2 protein-coding genes are annotated in these 1,441 nt (G+C 63.2%); both read left to right on the top strand.

Annotated features, from left to right (window positions below; translation table 11 throughout):
* The first annotated feature begins 3 nt into the window (after window positions 1–3).
* On the top strand, window positions 4–357 hold the full coding sequence (gene tnpB / locus DID99_RS36595) for an IS66 family insertion sequence element accessory protein TnpB (RefSeq protein ID WP_409362727.1): 354 nt from the start codon (window positions 4–6) through the stop codon (window positions 355–357).
* Between the two features lie 77 nt (window positions 358–434).
* On the top strand, window positions 435–1,441 hold a 1,007-nt coding region (gene tnpC, locus DID99_RS36600; protein ID WP_409362728.1), incomplete at its 3' end, for an IS66 family transposase.

Below are 1,441 nucleotides of genomic sequence, written 5' to 3' on the forward strand. Positions count from 1 at the left end.
TGCTTGGCTTCGAAACCGCTACGCCGTCGGCAGCGTGAACTCGTTTGCCGAGCAAAACGAATTGTTCAGGGCCGACTCAATAGCTTGGCCGCGAAGGTCCAGACCGTGCTGGAGCGAGACCCGTTCAGCGGCCACGTGTTCGTGTTCCGCGGCAAGCGTGGCGATCTGGTCAAAGTGTTGTGGTGGAGCGGCAACGGCATGTGTCTGCTGATGAAACGCCTGGAGCGCGGTCGGTTCGTGTGGCCACGTGCCGATGGTGGCGTGGTGTGCCTGAGTCAGGCGCAACTGTCGATGCTGCTCGAAGGTATCGACTGGCGGCAACCAGTCCGCACGACGGAGCCGACATCGGCGTTGTAAACCTGTCGGCCGCCGCGTAGACAGCCGGCATGACCACGGCAAACGCCTATCCGGACGACGTCGAAGCGCTCAAGGCCATGCTGCTCGAGCGCGATGCCCGCATTGGGCATCTGGAAGATGTGGTCGAATCTCACAAGGCGGCGAACGCCACCGCCAAGGCCGAGATCGAGCATCTGAAGCTACTGATCGCGAAACTGCGCCGCATGCAATTCGGCCGGAGTTCCGAGAAACTCGACCGTCAGATCGAGCAGCTCGAGTCGCGACTGGAAGAGCTCGAGGCCGACGAAGGCGCTGCCCCCATCGAGATTCCCAGGACGCCACGCACGGCACCGGAACAGGTACAACGCAAGCCGTTGCCGGATCACCTGCCGCGCGAGATCCAGATCCATTGGCCCGAATCACGTGAAACCTGCACGGCGTGCGGTGCGCCGATGAAGCAGCTTGGCGAGGACGTCGCCGAACAACTCGAGTATGTGCCGGCGAGCTTCCGGGTCATCCGCCATGTGCGGCCGAAGCTGGCATGTTCATGCTGCGATCACATCGCCCAGGCTGCTGCGCCGAGCCGTCCCATCAAGCGAGGCATGGCTGGCCCGGGACTGCTGGCTCACGTACTGGTCGCGAAGTTCGCGGATCACCTGCCGCTCTACCGGCAGTCGGTGATCTATGCGCGGGAAGGTGTCGAGCTGGATCGCTCGCTGCTGGCGAAGTGGGTTGGTTGTCACACTGCGGCGCTGCTGCAACCGCTCGTCGACGCACTGCGTCGCCACGTCATGGCGGCGACGAAGCTCCATGCCGACGATACGCCAGTGCCGGTGCTTGCGCCAGGGAACGGCAAGACCAAAACCGGACGCCTGTGGGTGTATGTGCGTGACGATCGGGCGTCCAGCGACGCCACTCCGCCGGCCGTCTGGTTTGCCTATACGCCGGACCGCAAAGGCATCCATCCGCAGCAGCATCTCGAATCGTTCAATGGCACGTTGCAGGCCGACGCCTACGGCGGCTACCAAGTCGGCCCTGAACAATTCGTTTTGCTCGGCAAACGAGTTCACGCTGCCGACGGCGTAGCGGTTTCGAAGCCAAGCAA

It is taken from the genome of Burkholderia sp. Bp8986, from assembly GCF_003854225.1.
Lineage (GTDB): Bacteria > Pseudomonadota > Gammaproteobacteria > Burkholderiales > Burkholderiaceae > Burkholderia.